At 67.9% G+C, this 14,728-nt stretch carries 15 protein-coding genes; 4 read left to right on the plus strand and 11 right to left on the minus strand.

What is annotated here, in order from left to right; translation table 11 throughout:
• Positions 1-9: 9 nt before the first annotated feature.
• Together ABZ942_RS06425 and ABZ942_RS06430 are read right to left on the minus strand one after the other, a co-directional pair.
• Positions 10-795, minus strand: coding sequence for a 2-keto-4-pentenoate hydratase (locus ABZ942_RS06425; protein ID WP_357379702.1), 786 nt, complete (start codon positions 793-795; stop codon positions 10-12).
• Between the two features lies 1 nt (position 796).
• Positions 797-2,467: an FAD-binding protein gene (locus tag ABZ942_RS06430; RefSeq protein WP_357379703.1), complete on the minus strand. Its 1,671-nt coding sequence runs from the start codon at positions 2,465-2,467 to the stop codon at positions 797-799.
• Positions 2,468-2,571: 104 nt separating this feature from the next.
• Here ABZ942_RS06430 and kstD point away from each other — a divergent pair, with 104 nt between their 5' ends.
• On the plus strand, positions 2,572-4,290 hold the full coding sequence (gene kstD, locus ABZ942_RS06435) for a 3-oxosteroid 1-dehydrogenase (protein ID WP_357380335.1): 1,719 nt from the start codon (positions 2,572-2,574) through the stop codon (positions 4,288-4,290).
• Entirely contained in the window at positions 4,290-5,156 is an 867-nt protein-coding gene (locus ABZ942_RS06440; RefSeq protein WP_357379704.1) for a MaoC/PaaZ C-terminal domain-containing protein, read from the plus strand. The genes kstD and ABZ942_RS06440 overlap by 1 nt, the downstream gene beginning before the upstream one ends.
• A gap of 72 nt (positions 5,157-5,228) precedes the next feature.
• Here ABZ942_RS06440 and ABZ942_RS06445 read toward each other — a convergent pair whose 3' ends face one another.
• The 6 genes from ABZ942_RS06445 to zapE form a co-directional block, all read right to left on the minus strand.
• The gene (locus tag ABZ942_RS06445; RefSeq protein ID WP_357379705.1) at positions 5,229-5,711 is read right to left on the minus strand and encodes a hypothetical protein; all 483 of its coding nucleotides are present in this window, start codon (positions 5,709-5,711) and stop codon (positions 5,229-5,231) included.
• Positions 5,708-6,982, minus strand: coding sequence for a DUF58 domain-containing protein (locus tag ABZ942_RS06450; RefSeq protein WP_357379706.1), 1,275 nt, complete (start codon positions 6,980-6,982; stop codon positions 5,708-5,710). Before ABZ942_RS06450 ends, ABZ942_RS06445 begins: the two co-directional genes overlap by 4 nt.
• Positions 6,983-7,046: 64 nt before the next feature.
• Positions 7,047-8,009: a MoxR family ATPase gene (locus ABZ942_RS06455; RefSeq protein WP_357379707.1), complete on the minus strand. Its 963-nt coding sequence runs from the start codon at positions 8,007-8,009 to the stop codon at positions 7,047-7,049.
• Between the two features lie 29 nt (positions 8,010-8,038).
• Complete coding sequence (locus ABZ942_RS06460) at positions 8,039-8,536, minus strand: hypothetical protein (RefSeq protein ID WP_357379708.1); 498 nt, start codon at positions 8,534-8,536, stop codon at positions 8,039-8,041.
• Complete coding sequence (locus ABZ942_RS06465) at positions 8,533-9,453, minus strand: DUF4129 domain-containing protein (RefSeq protein WP_357380336.1); 921 nt, start codon at positions 9,451-9,453, stop codon at positions 8,533-8,535. The genes ABZ942_RS06460 and ABZ942_RS06465 overlap by 4 nt, the downstream gene beginning before the upstream one ends.
• A 173-nt stretch (positions 9,454-9,626) precedes the next feature.
• Complete coding sequence (gene zapE / locus ABZ942_RS06470) at positions 9,627-10,610, minus strand: cell division protein ZapE (protein WP_357379709.1); 984 nt, start codon at positions 10,608-10,610, stop codon at positions 9,627-9,629.
• Between the two features lie 62 nt (positions 10,611-10,672).
• Between zapE and ABZ942_RS06475 the strand changes: the two genes are divergently transcribed.
• Positions 10,673-11,275: a TetR family transcriptional regulator gene (locus ABZ942_RS06475; protein WP_357379710.1), complete on the plus strand. Its 603-nt coding sequence runs from the start codon at positions 10,673-10,675 to the stop codon at positions 11,273-11,275.
• On the opposite strand, the gene ABZ942_RS06480 is transcribed toward ABZ942_RS06475, so the two are convergent.
• The gene (locus ABZ942_RS06480) at positions 11,236-11,685 is read right to left on the minus strand and encodes an NUDIX domain-containing protein (RefSeq protein WP_357379711.1); all 450 of its coding nucleotides are present in this window, start codon (positions 11,683-11,685) and stop codon (positions 11,236-11,238) included. The two genes, ABZ942_RS06475 and ABZ942_RS06480, sit on opposite strands and share 40 nt — an antisense overlap.
• Positions 11,686-11,722: 37 nt before the next feature.
• Positions 11,723-12,298: a helix-turn-helix domain-containing protein gene (locus ABZ942_RS06485; RefSeq protein ID WP_357379712.1), complete on the minus strand. Its 576-nt coding sequence runs from the start codon at positions 12,296-12,298 to the stop codon at positions 11,723-11,725.
• 92 nt (positions 12,299-12,390) lie between these two features.
• Between ABZ942_RS06485 and ABZ942_RS06490 the strand changes: the two genes are divergently transcribed.
• Positions 12,391-13,527 carry an agmatine deiminase family protein gene (locus ABZ942_RS06490; RefSeq protein ID WP_357379713.1) on the plus strand — a complete coding sequence of 379 codons (1,137 nt, stop codon included), beginning with the start codon at positions 12,391-12,393 and terminating at the stop codon, positions 13,525-13,527.
• A 3-nt stretch (positions 13,528-13,530) separates the two neighbouring features.
• On the opposite strand, the gene ABZ942_RS06495 is transcribed toward ABZ942_RS06490, so the two are convergent.
• Positions 13,531-14,703, minus strand: coding sequence for a lipid-transfer protein (locus ABZ942_RS06495; protein ID WP_357380337.1), 1,173 nt, complete (start codon positions 14,701-14,703; stop codon positions 13,531-13,533).
• Between the last annotated feature and the right edge of the window lie 25 nt (positions 14,704-14,728).

A 14,728-nucleotide genomic window follows, 5' to 3' on the forward strand; every position in this document is an offset into this window, starting at 1 on the left:
ACAAGCCTCCTAAATGAATTGCAAACGGACAGAACCGAGTCCAGCGAACTCGGCGTGGAACTTGTCGCCCGGCCTGGCGTCGATGGCGCGGGTGCACGAGCCGGGCAGCACGATGTCGCCCGCCTTCAGCCGCACCCCGAAGCTCGCGACCTTGCGGGCCAGCCAGGCCACCGCGATCACCGGGTCGCCGAGCACGGCGTCGCTGCGCCCCTCGGCCACCACCTCGTCGTTACGGGTGAGCACCGCGTCGATCGCCTTGACGTCGATGTCCTTGGGCGCCACCCGTTCCGGGCCGAGCACGTAACCGGCGGAGGACGCGTTGTCGGAGATGGTGTCGGTCAGGCCGATCTTCCAGTCCTTGATCCGCGAATCGATCAGCTCGATGGCGGGCGCGAAAGCGACTGTCGCGGCGAGCACGTCGGCCTCGGTGCAGTCCGCGCCGGGCAGGTCGGCGCCGAGCACGAAGCCGACCTCCACCTCGACCCTGGGGAACAGGTAGCGACCGGCCTCGACCGGAACGTCTTCGTAGACTTCCATTTCCGCGAGCAGATGCCCGTAGTCGGGCTCATCGACACCCATCATCTGCTGCATGGCCTTGGACGACAGGCCGACCTTGTGCCCGACGATCCTGGCGCCGGTGTCGAGCCTGCGCCGGATATTGATCAGCTGGATCTCGTAGGCATCGACCACGTCGATGTCCGGATGCCGGGCGACCAGTGGATCGATCGCCACCCGATCCCGTTCGGCGAGCTCCAGCTCATCGGCCAATTCGGTTCGTACCGCGTCGGACAGCACGCTAGTTTCCTTCCACTGGGGGACGGCAGCCGGCGGAGCCGGCGGGGTGGGTGAACACCGTTGCTTGATCGAGTGCCTCGAGTTCGGACAGGCCCGCCGCGGACCGCCCGGCCCGGCGGCCGGAGAAGATGCAGTCCGACAACGACAGCCCGCTGACATAGGACTCCGAGCAGATGCCGACGGCGGTCCTACCCGCCGCGAAGAGTCCCGGAATATCATTTCCGGCAGTCGATTTCACCGCGCCGGTCTGCTCGTCCACGACGACGCCGCCGAGGGTGAGCATCGGACAAGGATTGGCCAGGCTCGGTTTGATGCCGACATCCAGCAACCAGAACGGCCCGGTGCGCAGCGGTTTGGTGAACTCGGCCGGCTTGCCGACCGGGTCCGGCGTGCCGTGCTCGATCGCCGCATTGTGCGCGTCCACCGTCGCGCGCAGCCCGGCCACGTCGATCCCGGCCTTCGCCGCGACGGCCTCGAGGGTGGCGCCGCGAATAGCGGTGCGCCGCATCGCCTCGAACTGCCCGCGCTGGAACCAGGCGCCCTGCTTGCCGATCTGGCCGATCGCGGTCCGCATCAGCTCGTCGTCGGCAAGCAGCCAGCCCTTGCCGTCGTGTTCGGTGATGAGTGCGTGACCGACCGCAGCGCCGTATCTGGTCTCATCGATGACCCGGCGGCCCGCCGCATCGACCAGCACCGCACCGGTAAAGGCACTGGGCGGCAAGAGGAACCGCCACGCGGAGACATTGCCCATCCGATCGGTGGCCGCGCCGACCCGCTGCGCAAGCCGGATCCCGCTGCCGTCGTCGCCGGTGGTGCCGAGCGCGAGCCCGCCGCGATAGTCCGGCGCGTATTCGCGCAGCATCGCTCGATTGGCGATGAATCCACCGGCGCCGAGCACCACCCCGCGCCGGGCCAGCACGCGAATTGTCTTGCCGTACTGACGGTCCAGCCGGTCGAGCCGTTTCTCCAATGCGGCGCGCAGCGGCGGATAGTAGATACCAGGCTTGGCCGCGACCTTCGCCATGCGCGTGTACCGATCGCGGACGCGACCCGGTGCGTCACGCAACGTCCGGCACTCGACTCCGATCACCGCGCCCGCGTCGTCGGCGATCAGTTGCGTTGCCTGCGTGAGTGTTTCGACCCGAACGCCGAGCCGGGAGGCGGCGGCGGTGAGCGGCCCCGTCAGCTGTTTGCCGGAGGTACCCTTGCCCTTGACCCGATGCCCACGCTGCGCCGCCGGGATGTCCCGGAACGCGCCCGAGATCTCACTGCCCGAGTAGTACAGGTAGTAGCTGTCGTTCGGATACGACGTCTTGTACGGGCACAGCGACGCCTCGAACGGAACGCCATGGCCCTTCAGCCACTCGATCATCGCCGGGCTGCCGTCCACGAACCGGCGCAGCGTCTCCGGCGACACCGCGTCGCCGACCTCCCGCTCCAGATACGCGAGCATCGCCTCGGGCGTATCCGCGACCCCGGCCGCCCGCTGCACCGACGTCCCGCCGCCCGCGTAGATGATGCCGCCGGACAACGCCGACGCCCCGCCACCGGCGAACCGCTCCAGCGCGAGCACCTGCGCGCCGTCGGCCGCCGCTTCCAGCGCGGCGGCGGCACCGGCCGCGCCGAAGCCGACGACGACCACGTCGGCCACCAGGTCCCAATCGAACCCCATGTAGTTCACTCCGGTCTGAAACTGAAACGAGTTTCTCAGCAAGCGGAAAGCCAAGTAAGTCTTCTGCCACACAACATAGACCAATGGCGGCATCATTCTATAACGTGTTCTACATGATTGATCGGGAATACGATGTGGTGGTCGTCGGCAGCGGCGCTGCGGGCATGACCGCCGCCCTCACCGCCGCCCACCACGGGCTCAGCGTGGTGCTCATCGAGAAAGCCGCGCACTACGGCGGGTCCACCGCACGCTCCGGCGGTGGCGTCTGGATCCCCGGCAACAAGGCGCTGCGCGCGTCCGGCCGACCTGACGACCGCGAAGTGGCCCGCACCTACCTGCACAGCATCATCGGCGACGTGGTGCCCAAAGAGCGGATCGACACCTACATCGACCGGGGTGCGGAGGCGTTCGACTTCGTGCTCGACCACACCCCGCTGAAGATGAAGTGGGTGCCGGGCTACTCCGACTACTACCCCGAGGCGCCCGGCGGCCTCGGCGAAGGCCGCTCGTGCGAACCGGCCCCGTTCAACGCCAAGGTGCTCGGCGCGGAACTGGCCAACCTGGAACCGCCCTACGCCAAGGCGCCGCTGAACGTCGTCGTCATGCAGGCCGATTTCGTCCGGCTCAATCTGATCCGCAGGCACCCGAAGGGCATCGCACGGGCACTGCGGGTAGGTGCGCGCACCTACTGGGCCAAGGCCACCGGCAAGCACATCGTCGGCATGGGCCAGGCGATCATCGCCGCCATGCGCAAGGGGCTGCTCGACGCGAATGTGCCGGTGCTGCTGAACACCCCGCTGACCGGGCTCGTGGTGGAGAACGGCGTGGTCACCGGGGTCGAGGCCGAGCACGAGGGCGCGCCGGTGACCTTCACCGCGCGCTACGGCGTGGTGCTCGGCAGCGGCGGCTTCGAGCACAACGCCGAGCTGCGCACCAAATACCAGCGCCAGCCCATCACCACCGAGTGGACCACCGGCGCGGCCGCCAACACCGGCGACGGCATCGTCGCGGGCATGGCGGCGGGCGGCGACGTCGGCTTCATGGAGGACGCCTGGTGGGGTCCGACCATCTTCAAGGGCGGGCGGCCGTGGTTCGCGCTGGCCGAGCGCAATCTGCCGGGCACCATCATGGTCAACGCCGCGGGCAAGCGTTTCGGCAACGAGTCCGCGCCCTACGTCGAGGCCGTGCACACCATGTACGGCGGCGAGTACGGCCAGGGCGAGGGGCCGGGCGAGAACATCCCGGCCTGGCTGGTCTTCGATCAGCGCTATCGCAACCGCTACATCTTCGCGGGTTTGCAGCCGGGCCAACGTTTCCCGTCGCGGTGGATGGAGAACGACAACATCGTGAAGGCGGACACCCTCGAAGAGCTGGCCACGAAGATCGGTGTCCCGTCGGCCGATCTGGCCGCCACCGTGGCCCGCTTCAACACCTTCGCCGAGACCGGCAAGGACGCGGACTACGGCCGCGGCGACAGCCATTACGACCGGTACTACGGCGATCCGACGGTGAAGCCGAACCCGTGCCTGGCCGCGCTGGTGCAAGGCCCGTTCTATGCCGCCAAGATCGTGCCCGGCGATCTGGGCACCAAGGGCGGCCTGGTCGCCGATACCTCGGGCCGGGTACTGCGCGAGGACGGCAGCCCGATCCAAGGGCTGTACGCCGCGGGCAACAGCTCGACTCCGGTGATGGGCCACACCTATGCGGGTCCCGGCGCCACCATCGGTCCCGCACTCACCTTCGGCTACCTGGCCGTGCTCGATATCGTCGAGAAGAAGGCCGCGCAGCCCACCCGGCCGCTGCCGAGCAGCAAGGAGGCCTGATGCCCATCGATCCGAAAGTCGCACTCGGGGCGGAACTTCCGAGCCGTGCATTCTCGTGGACGCCGTCGGATGTGCAGCTGTATCAGCTGGGGCTCGGCGCGGGCACGCGGTGGACCGAACCGGCCGAGCTGCGCTATCTCGACGACCGCGCGCCGCAGGTGCTGCCGACGTTCGCGACGGTAGCACCGACCCTGCACGAGACCGAGCCGCCGCGAGTCAGCTTCCCCGGCATCGACATCGACCTGGCGAAGGTGGTGCACGGCCATCAGGAGGTGGAGGTGCATCGCCCGATCCCGGCCTCGGGCAAGGCGACGAGTACCGGGCGGATCACCGAGCTCTGGGACAAGGGTTCCGCGGCGGTGGTGGTGCAGGAGCAGACCGTCACCGGTTCCGACGGTGAGCCGCTGTGGACCGCGCGGTCCTCGATCTTCGCGCGTGGCGAGGGCGGTTTCGGTGGCGAGCGTGGGCCGAGCACGAAGTCCGAACTGCCTGATCGGGCACCGGATTTCGACGTGACCACTGCGACGCTGCCGCAGCAAGCGCTGCTCTATCGGATGTGTGGCGATCGAAATCCGCTGCACTCTGATCCCGAATTCGCCCGCGCCGCTGGCTTTCCCGCGCCCATCCTGCACGGGCTGTGCACGTACGGCATCGTCTGCAAGACGGCGACCGACACCGTGCTGGGTTCGGCTGCCGGCCGGGTCACCGGATTCCGCGCTCGCTTCGCGGGTGTGCTCTACCCGGGTGAGACGATCCGCACTCGCATCTGGCAGCAGGATGGTGAACTGACCATTGCCGCGACAGTGGTCGAGCGCGAGGACGCGGCCGTCCTCGGCGACGTGACCCTGCGGTTCCGGTCCGCCTGACGCGCCGCGCGGCACGCGCACGCTTCCTGGTTTGCCGCACCGAGAATCGCATGCGACTTTCGGTGCGGCAAATCAAGAGGCGTGCGGGTGCACTGGCGCGGTGCCCGACGTGCGCGGTTCGCCGCCGTTTCGAGCGCGGCGGATCGCGGCTCCGTGGACTACCAAGGCGTACAGCACGATCACCAGAATGGGCGCGGCCATCGGGGCCCAGGCCAGGCGCAACGGGAGCAAGGCCGCACCCACTCCGACGGCGGCGAAGCCGACCGCACCGGTCACCGACGGGACCGTGGTCGGCACCACGCCGCGTGGGGCGGTGACGGTAGCGGCATTGAGCAGGTAGGTCGTCGCGACCAATCCCATTGCCGCAGCGGCGAGTACGCCGGGGTTCGCGACGGCGAGCACCCCGACGGCAAGCAGCACGGCGGCTACCGCTACCGGACGGAACCACCAGCCGAGTGCGACCAGGACCAAGGCGGGAATGGCGGCCCACGGTTCCAGCAGTGCCACCGACGTCACCAGCAGTACGCCCGACAGGACGGCGAGGAATCGGGTCATCGGCGCACCCGGACGGTGCGGCGATGCTCGGGCAGTACGCGCATGATCTGGTCGAGTCGGGTGTCGGCGGGCCAGGCCACGATGTCGACGCCGACGGTGCCCATATCGCGGTACATGGAGGCCCGCTCCAGCTGCCACATCTTGGCCAGGGTCGGGTCGAGCGGACCGCGAAACGGTGTGCCGCGCAAGACATCTATCACCACCACGACGTGCCCGCGTTTGCGCAGATCGATCAGCGCCAGCGCGAACTGGGTGTCGAGCAGCGTAGAGAAGGCGACCACGATGGCGCCGAGCGGAACAGCCGAGTGCGGCGCCAGGGTGCCGGTGGTCGGAATGTGCTCGTCGCCGACGCCGAGCACGGTGTCCACGACCCGATAGAACTGCCGGCGCCCGATATCGGGCCGTAGCCAGCGCGGCGATTGGCCGAGGCACACGACGGCGGTCCGATCGCCGGCTTGCAGGGTCGATTGGACCACCTGCGCCGCGCCGCGCACCGACAGTTCGAGGGAATCGGTGGCGGGGCCCGGGGCCTGCTGCGAGGTATCCACCAGCACAACGACATCCGCGGAACGGTTGGTCAGCCGCTCGGTGACGTACAGCCTGCCGCGCCGCGCACTCACCGGCCAGTTCACGATGCGCAGCTGATCACCGGGTGCGTAGGCACGGATGTCGGCGTATTCGACGCCGGGTCCGTGCCGACGGGTCAGGTGGGTGCCGAGCCGCTCGGGAAGTTCGGTGCGCGGCAGTCGCATTCGCTGCGGATCGGTGATCGGGTAGACGAACAGCTGCCCGGCGGGCAGTACGACATTCGCGACCGCGAGCCCCGCCGGACTGAGCGCGGACACCCGCACCGACACCGGATAGCGACCCCACCGATCCGCCGACAACGCGAGTCGCAGACCGGCCGGGGCGACGCCCGAATCGCTGGCCTCCTCGACCTCGATGCCAAGTGCCACCACCGTTTCCGGCTTCAGCCGCAGCAGCGCATGCCCCTGCTCGACGAACGCGGCGACGGTCAGCACCACCTCTTCGGATTCGAAGCACCGCAGCGTCCCGCCGCCGTCGACCTGGATCTTCGTCGAGGACTGCTGCCACGGCGCGGTGGCGAGCACCCCGAGCAGCGGCGCGGCGAAGACGACCAGTTGCCAGCGGCCCAGCACAACCGCGAGCACCAGCGCCGCCGCGGCGCAGATCGCCAGCATGAAGACCAACGGTGCCGGGCGCCACCGCAATTCGGCCTCGACCGCGGTGCTGGCATCACGATGCCTCATGACTGTGCCTCGCTGGCGCTCGGCTCCGTCATGAGCATGGCGCGCCGGCACATGATTCGCTCGCTCATGTCACAGTGGCGCGCGGAACGGGCAGACGACGCAACAGTTCGGTGATCACGTCCTCGCCACGGATCCGGCGCACCCACATCTCCGGCCGCAGCGTGATCCGATGTGCCATGGCCGGAATCGCCAGTGCCTTCACGTCTTCCGGAATCACGTAGTCGCGGCCGAGCAGCAGCGCGCGGGCCCGTGACATCTGCACCAGGTCCAATTCCGCGCGGGGACTCGCGCCGACCTCCACCTGCGGATGCGCCCTGGTGGCCGTGGCGAGTGCGACCACATAACTCACCACATCCGGATGCACCGTGACGTACTCGACCGATTGACGCATCTCCATCAGCCCGTTCGCGTCCACCACCTGGGTGACCTGCGGCGTGGTCGAACCACGCTCCAGCCTGCGCCGAATCATCTGCTTCTCGTCCGGTTCGGACAGATAACCGAGCCGGAGCTGGATCGCGAATCGGTCGAGCTGGGCCTCCGGCAGTGGGTAGGTGCCCTCGTACTCGATCGGGTTGTCCGTCGCCAGCACGATGAAAGGCTGTGGCAGCTGGAAGGTTTCGCCGTCGATGCTGACCTGTCCCTCGGCCATCGATTCCAGCAGCGCGGCTTGGGTTTTCGGCGGCGTCCGGTTGATCTCGTCCGCGAGCAGCACGTTGGTGAACACGGGCCCGCGCCGGAAGGTGAAGCGGCCGGAGTTCATGTCATAGATGGTGGACCCGAGCAGATCGGCGGGTAGGAGGTCGGGCGTGAACTGCACCCGGGTGAATTGCAGGCCGAGCGCCGCGGCGAACGATCTGGCGATCAACGTCTTGCCGAGGCCGGGTAGATCCTCGATCAGGACGTGACCACCGGCGAGCACCGCGATCATGATCAACCGCATCTCTTCCTGCTTGCCGACGATCACCCGGGATAGCTCCCTGAGCACGGCGTCGCTGCGCTGAACGGTGACATCCATCGGCATCGTCATGTGTGTACCCGCACTTGCCTCAACCCATTTCACATTCTCTGCAGGCGGCTCAGGATCTCGTCCAGTGCCGCCCGTCCCGGTGCCCTAGTGGTCTGATCACGCAATGCCGAGTTGGCCGGGTCCACCCAGCGCCACAGTTCCGGCCCGAACAGGTGGATGCCCGCGGCCTCGGTCGCCCGCCGATTCTTCGCGACCCGCTGACCGCTGGACAGCTCGAATTCCTTGGCCAGCAAGGGGCGTAGGTGCCGGTCCCAGTCGGCGCGGGTGCCCTCGGCGCGGTCGGCGAGCATCTGTGCCCTGGCGTGCCAGCGGTGCAGCATCTCGGCCGGACCGTTCTCGATCTCGTCGATGTCCTGGTAGCCGCGCGGCTCCGCCCGCTCGAGCAGCGACCACACGAGCCAGGCGCAGGCCACCGCCACGGGTACCGCCGCGACGAAGAGCAGCGCCCCCCGCGCGCGGTCGAGGGTGACGATCTCGATCAGCGCGATGACGATCGCGGCACTGATGACGATGGCCGTTCGATTCAAGCTGCCGCCTCTCCTTGCAAGTCCGCCAGGACAATTCGCAACAGTTGCTCGGCCCGCATGCGCTGCCACTCGAGCATCGCGTGCGGGCTGAACCTGGCCTCCTCGAACAGCGAGACCAGCTCCCGCGCGGACGCGTCGTGCAGCGCGCCGCGCTCGAAGGCGCGGGCGAGCACCTCCATCGGGGTGTCCGAAACCAGCGGCGCGGCAGCGCGATCGAAGGCGAGGCCGCGTTCCATCGCGACGTAGCAGGCGATGATCGCGGCGCGCGGCTCTTGACCGGGCACATTCATTGCGGCCAAGCCCATTTCGGCCGCCCTGGCCAGCGAGTCCACCGCGGTGGGCGCGACCGGGACCGGTGGCAGCGGAGCAGGCGCGGGTCTGCGCCGAGCGGCCACCGTGACCACGATGAGCCCGGTGACGGCCACGCCGAGCAAAGCGACTGCGGCGATGGCTGTCAGCACCAGGGCGGTGCCGGTCAACTCGGCGGGAGTGGAGCCCGGATCGGGCGTCGCGGTGGCGAAATCCGCTGGCGGCCGGCCTGTGGTGGGAGCCGGTGCCGGTGGTGGCGGCGCACTTTCACGTCCGATACCGATGAAGAACACCGCGGCGGCGGCCGCGAAGATCAGCGCGAGTGCCGTGAGCCCGGCCAGTACCAGTAGACCGACGCGGCCGAGGCGCCACTGCTGGCGGTCGGTGTCGCGGTCGGGCTCGGGCATGGCCAGTGGCAGGCGGTGCTGGCTGGCGATCACGCCGGCGAGCAGGATCACCACAGACACGGTGAGCAATACCGGCATCAGCGCCACCGACAGCGCCGAGGACGCGGGGCGATTATCGCGGGATTCGGTCACTCCTGGGATGTATCCGTGCAGGGTGATCGCAGCAAGAGCCAGCAGCGTGATCAGCACGATCACGCGCATTATCGGCGCTCGCGCCCCAGCCACTGATTACCACCAAATCTGAGTACTGCACAAAACAGCCACATAGTTACATGCCGGACGGTCCGCTCGAGAGGGAATCGAATACTTTGGAATACATCCTCTTAAACCGTGCACGGGGCTGCTCCGCCCCAGGTCGTCAGCGGCATGCACAACTATCCGATGACGGAAGGCGCTAATTGGGATAGTTCACAAAGACGGCTGGCGAGTCGCGCAATATCAGGGACATTCCGGACACCCTCGGTCAAGCCTGCCAAGGGGACTCGCGCCCGCACAGTGAGTTCGCGATCCGCGTCGTACAGCACGTCGACTACGTTGACGAAACGCATCGTCCAGTCGGCCGGTGCTTCGCGCAAGGGCGGCACGTCGCAGATGACCCACCGCTGAAAGCGTTGGGCCAGTTCGACATAGTCGGCGGTGGCGGTGGGAGTGCCGCACAGCGCGGCGAATTCGATGGTGAGCGCGGTATCGGCTGCGCGGACGCGCAGTTTGCGGGTGCCGACGTGCACCCAGGTCGCGTCTGGACGCACGGTGTCGCGTTCCACCGAGTCGATCTGATATCGACCTGCCGCGAAACCTGTTCGGCGGGCGAGTGATCGGTCCGCCCCGGTGCGATAGTCCAGCGGTCCGTCGATCGAAATCACGTCCAGGTTCGCGGTGATGCGAGCGATCGTCGGCAGAAACCGGTCGTGGAACAGTGGATTCGGCAGCAGTTCCACAGGTGGATAATTCGACGTCACCACCAGGATCACCCGCCGGGCGAACAAAGCGTCCAGCATTCGGGCGATGAGCATCGCATCACCGATGTCGTGCACATGGAATTCGTCGAAGCAGACCAACCGCGCATCGCCTAGCAGCACGGCGACCGCCTTATCGATGGAGCCCGACGCATGAGCGGCTTCATGCAGCCGGACAAAGAACAGATGAAAATGAAAGCGACGCTTCCGATCCGACGCGACACCGGCGAAGAACCGATCCATCACCATCGTCTTGCCCCGCCCCGGCCTGCCATACAGATAGATACCCCGATGCCGCCGGACCGGCCGACCCCGCCGATCCACCAACTCCCCCAGCCGCGCCACCGCCCGAGCCTGATCCGCGTCCAGGACGATCCCCGAAGTTTCACCGTTGATTTCCACGACACCTCCTCGTCCTCTACATTTGTAGAGGGATCGCCGAAGCGAGACCAGGAAAGGTGACGATGTCCACAACCGACCGGCGCGTGCTGATCGTCGACGCCGCGATCGATCTGATTGCCACCCAGGGCCTTCGAGCGCTCACCCACCGCGCCCTCGATACCGCGCTCGACCTCCCCGCAGGCTCGGCGTCGTACTACTTCCGCACGAAGCGCGCGCTCGTCGAGGCGATCGTCGACCGGATCACGACCCGTTCCCGCGCGGACTTCTTCGCCGCTCAACTCCCCAAGCCTGGCCCCATTGATCCCGGCACCGCCGCACGCGGCATCGCCACCTGGCTGGATCGCTTACTCGCCGAACGACGCAATCATCTGATCGCCAGGCACGCCCTCATCCTCGAGCTGTTGCCAGACGCCGATCTGCGTACTCGGTTGGCGCGCAGCTTGTTCTCTACCGAGCGCGCCCGAGAACTGTTCCACACCATGGATGTTCCTGATCCCACGACGGCCGCCGCCGACTTCATCGCCCTGCTCGAAGGCGCGGTCTTCGATCGATTCGCAGGCAGCCGAGCGGATCTCGTGCCCGGCACCCCCGCCAGCGTCCGCCAACTCACCACGTTGCTGACGATCTACTTCCGTGGTGCGGCGTACCAGCCACGTTCGCTGTAGGTGGCGCCGGTGAAGTGGGCGCGGATGCCCGCGGCGGGGTAGGCGATGATGTCGTCGGGGAGGGCATCGAGGGGAAACCAGCGGAGTTCGTGGCATTTATCGGGTTCACGGTTGGTGGGGTTGCCGGTCCAGTGGCGGGCCTCGAAGAACAGGCCCAGGCGCGGGTCACGGCCGGAGCCGACCACGTGGGAGGTGTGGATGTGGCGCAGGTCGGCGGGGTTTATCTCGACGCCGGTTTCTTCGTTTGCCTCGCGGGCCGCTGCGGCGGTGGCGGATTCGCCTGCCTCGAGTTTGCCCGCGGGCAGGTGCCAGAGACTGTCGAATTCGTCGTCGCTGCGGCGCTTGCTGAGCAGCAGGCGGCCGTCGCGGATGAGCAGGACGTGGACGTCGACCAGGTGCCGAGCGGTCATGGGGCTCCTCACGTGCGGCGATGATGCCAATTCGAACTTACCGTCGCGCGCCTAGTTCGAGAGCGATTGCGCCGCGCACCAATTCGCGGGCTCGGGCGAGCTCGAGGGTGCCGCTGAGCCAGCGCATGCTCACCCCCTCGACCAGTGCGGTGAGTCGTTCGGCGGCATCGGCGGCTGCGATATCGGCGGGGACGGCGCCCCGATCCTGGGCGCTGTGGATCAGCGCGCTCAGGCAGTCGGTCCAGCGCACGGTGGCGGCGCGAAGTTGGTCGCGCAGCTCCGGCTGGAAGACGGCGGTGGCGCGGGACTCGCCCCACGCGGTGCTGTTCTCGATGACCAGCGGGGTGTCCTGCAGCTCGAGCAGCAGCAATTGTTCGAGGTGGCCGAGCGGGTCGGCGACGGCGTCGACGTCGGATTCGGTGTAGCGCTCGGCCCGGGTGCTGATGAAGTCCAGGGTCTGCGCGAGCAGGCCCGCCCGGTCCTTGAAGTGGTAGTAGATCAGCGAGGTGGAGACGCCGGCCGCTTCGGCCAGCTCCTCCACCCGTAGGCCACGGATACCGCGCTGGGCGACCACGCGGGCGGCCGACTCCAGGATCGAATCACGACGAGACATGGCGTCAATGGTACCGTGAATTCCTGACTGAAATTTTAGTCAGGATCTACAATCAGGATCGTCGACTATCGGAGCCCGTGATGGAGAACCACATGTCCCGCCGATCTGCCTTCAGCGTCCTCGCCGGCCTGCTCGCCGCAGGCGTGTCGGCATGCGGCTCGGCCGAGCCGTCCACCCCGGGCGATCCCAGCACCCCCGAGCCGGCCCCCGCGGGGCCCGGCGGTCGGTTCGGCGCCGAATGGGAGAGCCATGCGCGCACCTTCATGTCCTGGCCCGCCCAGGCGGCGATCTGGGGGCAGTACCTCGGCGACGTCCGCAAGGACATCGCGGGACTCGCCCGCGACATCGCCGAGTACGAGCAGGTAGTTATGCTGGCCGGGGACGATCAACGCGACGCGGCGCAGCGGGCCTGCGGCAGTGGCGTCCAGGTGATTTCACTTGCGGTGGACGACCTTTGGGCCCGCGACACCATCCCGGTCTTCGTCGAGCAAGCGGGCAAGGTGGTCGGCGTCGACCTCGGCTTCAACGGCTGGGGCAACAAGCAGGGGCACGGCAACGACGGCCCGCTCGGCCGGAAACTGCTGTCGCGCTATGGAATTTCCCGCCACCAGGCCCCCTTCATCGCGGAGGGCGGCGCACTGGAGACCGACGGCGAGGGCACGCTGCTCGTCACCGAGAGCTCGATCGTCAACGACAACCGCAATCCCGGCAAGAGCCGCGACCAGCTCGAGGCCGAGCTGAAGCAGACCCTCGGCATCGAGAAGGTGATCTGGTGCGCGGGCGTGCGCGGCGCGGACATCACCGATGCCCACATCGACTGCCTGGCGCGTTACGTGGCGCCCGGAGTTGTCTTGCTGGACACCGCGTTTCCCGGTTCGCCCGCCGATTCGTGGTCGCGGTCGAGCGAACAGGCGCGGCAGGTACTCGCGCAGTCCACCGATGCGCGCGGACGCAAGCTGGAGGTCGTCGACCTGCCGCAGCCCGACCCCGATCGGATCACCGGCCGGGGCGATGAGTTCGTGTCCAGCTACGCGAACTTCTATATCGCCAACGGCGCGGTGTTCCTGCCGGAATTCGGCGACCGGCGGGCCGACGATCGTGCGCAGGGCATCCTGCGGGATCACCTGCCGGGCCGCGACATCGTCCCGGTCCCGATCGATGAGATCGCCGCCGGCGGTGGTGGCATCCACTGCTCGACGCACGATCAGCCGGGCGCACCGCTGCGCTAGCGCTCAGTTGGCGCTGAGCACCAGACCCGAGGTCGGTACGCCGGTACCCGCGGTCACCACGATGTTCTCCAGGTTCGCCACCGGGTTCACCGAGGTGCCGCGAATCTGACGTACCGCCTCGGCGATTCCGTTCATCCCATGGATGTAGGCCTCACCGAGCTGTCCGCCGTGTGTGTTCAGCGGCAGTCTGCCGCCGACCTCGATGGCGCCGTCGGCGATGAAGTCCTTGGCCTCGCCGCGACCACAGAAACCGAGCTCTTCCAGCTGCATGAGGACGAACGGGGTGAAGTGGTCGTAGAGGATTGCGGCCTGCATATCGTCAGGGCGCAAACCACTTTGGGCCCACAGCTGGTCGCCGACCAGCCCCATCTCCGGCAGACCGGACATCGCGTCACGGTAGTAGCTGGTCATCACGTACTGATCGGCGCCGGAACCCTGTGCGGCGGCGGTGATCACCGCGGGACGCTGCGGCAGGTCGCGGGCGCGTTCGGCACTGGTGACCACGATGGCGACACCACCGTCGGACTCCTGGCAGCAGTCGAGCAGGTGCAGCGGCTCGGCGATCCACCGCGAATTCTGGTGGTCTTCCAGGGTGATCGGCTTGCCGTAGAAGAATGCCTCCGGGTTCACCGCGGCGTGCTTGCGGTCTGCGACCGCAACGCGACCGAAATCCGCACTGGTGGCGCCGTATACGTGCATGTAGCGCCTGGCCACCATGGCGACCTGCGCGGCGGGCGTGCCGAGCCCCTGCGGGTAGGACCAGCCCGCGTCGATCCCCGACGAGGTGGGGGCGGACGCGAGCGCGGTGGAGAACTGCCCGAACCGGGACACCGAACGCTCGTTGAAAGCCCGGTAAGCGACGACCACCTCGGCGACGCCGGTGGCCACCGCCATGGCGGCCTGCTGGATGGTGGCGCAGGCCGCGCCACCGCCATACCCGATGTGACTGAAGAACTTCAGCTGCGGGATGCCGACCGCCCTGGCCACGGCGGCCTGGGTGTTGGTGTCCATGGTGAAGGTGGTCAGGCCGTCGACGTCGTCGGGCGTCAGGCCCGCGTCGGCCAGCGCCGCGGTGACCGCCTCGGCGGCCAGACGCAATTCGCTGCGGCCGGAGTCCTTGGAGAAGTCGGTGGCGCCGATGCCGACGATGGCCGCGCGGCCCGAGATACTCGGTATCGCTGAGGGGTGGCGGTCGGGCGAC

Origin of the sequence: Nocardia sp. NPDC046473 (assembly GCF_040645995.1) — a bacterium.
In the GTDB taxonomy this organism is placed as follows: domain Bacteria; phylum Actinomycetota; class Actinomycetes; order Mycobacteriales; family Mycobacteriaceae; genus Nocardia.

Excerpts from the sequence above, each read along its gene's own strand:
- ABZ942_RS06465 (WP_357380336.1), bottom strand. The coding sequence starts at position 9,453 with ATGCGCGTGATCGTGCTGATCACGCTGCTGGCTCTTGCTGCGATCACC.
- ABZ942_RS06485 (WP_357379712.1), bottom strand. The coding sequence starts at position 12,298 with ATGTCTCGTCGTGATTCGATCCTGGAGTCGGCCGCCCGCGTGGTCGCC.
- ABZ942_RS06490 (WP_357379713.1), top strand. The coding sequence starts at position 12,391 with ATGTCCCGCCGATCTGCCTTCAGCGTCCTCGCCGGCCTGCTCGCCGCA.
- ABZ942_RS06430 (WP_357379703.1), bottom strand. The coding sequence starts at position 2,467 with ATGGGGTTCGATTGGGACCTGGTGGCCGACGTGGTCGTCGTCGGCTTC.
- ABZ942_RS06445 (WP_357379705.1), bottom strand. The coding sequence starts at position 5,711 with ATGACCCGATTCCTCGCCGTCCTGTCGGGCGTACTGCTGGTGACGTCG.
- ABZ942_RS06480 (WP_357379711.1), bottom strand. The coding sequence starts at position 11,685 with ATGACCGCTCGGCACCTGGTCGACGTCCACGTCCTGCTCATCCGCGAC.
- ABZ942_RS06450 (WP_357379706.1), bottom strand. The coding sequence starts at position 6,982 with ATGAGGCATCGTGATGCCAGCACCGCGGTCGAGGCCGAATTGCGGTGG.
- ABZ942_RS06455 (WP_357379707.1), bottom strand. The coding sequence starts at position 8,009 with ATGACGATGCCGATGGATGTCACCGTTCAGCGCAGCGACGCCGTGCTC.
- ABZ942_RS06440 (WP_357379704.1), top strand. The coding sequence starts at position 4,290 with ATGCCCATCGATCCGAAAGTCGCACTCGGGGCGGAACTTCCGAGCCGT.
- ABZ942_RS06475 (WP_357379710.1), top strand. The coding sequence starts at position 10,673 with ATGTCCACAACCGACCGGCGCGTGCTGATCGTCGACGCCGCGATCGAT.